Origin of the sequence: Pseudomonas rossensis (assembly GCF_039888995.1) — a bacterium.
GTDB lineage: Bacteria > Pseudomonadota > Gammaproteobacteria > Pseudomonadales > Pseudomonadaceae > Aquipseudomonas > Aquipseudomonas rossensis.
Genome location: NZ_JBBWCB010000298.1, coordinates 1 through 1302 on the forward strand (window position 1 = coordinate 1; position 1302 = coordinate 1302).

At 58.6% G+C, this 1302-nt stretch carries 2 protein-coding genes; one reads left to right on the forward strand and one right to left on the reverse strand.

Going from position 1 to position 1302, the window contains the following annotated elements:
• Positions 1-770: carboxylating nicotinate-nucleotide diphosphorylase (gene nadC, locus WLY71_RS30565; protein WP_347806560.1), on the forward strand; the 770-nt coding region annotated here is incomplete at its 5' end.
• Between the two features lie 50 nt (positions 771-820).
• On the opposite strand, the gene WLY71_RS30570 is transcribed toward nadC, so the two are convergent.
• Positions 821-1126: a DUF6388 family protein gene (locus WLY71_RS30570; RefSeq protein WP_347806561.1), complete on the reverse strand. Its 306-nt coding sequence runs from the start codon at positions 1124-1126 to the stop codon at positions 821-823.
• Positions 1127-1302 lie beyond the last annotated feature (176 nt).

Sequence of the window (1302 nt, forward strand, 5' to 3'; positions counted from 1 at the left end):
GCGGCGCCATCACCGCACCGCTGATCCCGGCCGAACGCCTGGCCAAAGCCACGATCATCACCCGCGACGCTGCCGTCATCTGCGGCACAGCCTGGGTTGATGCAGTGTTTCGGCAGCTAGATCCACGTGTTGCGGTGCACTGGCAGGTGCGCGATGGCGAGCGGGTGAAACCCAATCAGGTGCTGTTCCACCTCGAAGGCCCGGCGCGCTCGCTACTGACGGGCGAACGCAGTGCACTGAACTTCCTGCAGTTGCTTTCTGGCGTGACCACGCGCGCGCAGTACCTGGCGGATTACGTTGCCGAGACTCAGGTGAAGTTGCTCGACACCCGTAAAACCTTGCCGGGGCTGCGTCTGGCGCAGAAGTACGCCGTGACCTGCGGCGGGTGCCATAACCACCGCATCGGCCTGTACGACGCCTTCCTGATCAAGGAAAACCATATTGCCGCCTGCGGTGGCATCCCGGAGGCCATCAAAGCCGCGCACAAGATTGCCCCGGGCAAACCGGTGGAGATCGAAGTGGAAAGCCTGGAGGAGCTGAAGGAAGCCCTGAAGGCCGGTGCCGACATCATCATGCTCGATGAGTTGAGTCTGGATGATATGCGCGAAGCCGTGCGCCTGAACGGCGGCAAGGTGAAACTGGAGGCCAGCGGCGGTATCAACGAAAGCACGCTGCTACCGATCGCCGAAACCGGGGTGGATTACATCTCGATTGGTGCGATGACCAAGGATGTGAAGGCTGTCGATCTGTCGATGCGTCTGAGCCTTTGATAACGCCTGTGTGAATGAAAAACGCCAGCCTCGTGAGGCTGGCGTTTTTATCAGACCACCAGATTATTCATCTCGCAGTACTCTTCCCACTCGACGCCCAACACCTCGGCAGCCTCCTTGTGCAGAACAAGGCGCGCAGCCTCGAACTCTTCAGGGGTTGAGGTGTACTTGAGCGTCAGCTCCCACGGCTGCAAGCCCTGAGCTTCTGCCTCATCCTCGAATGCCCACTGGATCTGGTCTTTCTGATCGTCGGCGGGCAAGTCCTTGATCTCTTCGGCTAGCTGGGGCGAATCCAGCAAGTACTTCTTCAGCGCTTCTGCGTGTCTGGCTTCTTGGGTCAATTCTTTAACGGTCATGGCGTTCTCTTTGATCTGGGGAATGGAAGATGGATCTGGATCATCAAGGATCTCTCTGACGCAAAAAACCGTTTGAAGCCCGGTTTGTCTGGCCTTCAGAACCATTCGGGATCGTCTGAAAACAACGTGTCGCTCGTGCCCGAGACAGGAGTCGAACCTGCGACCTTCGCGTTACG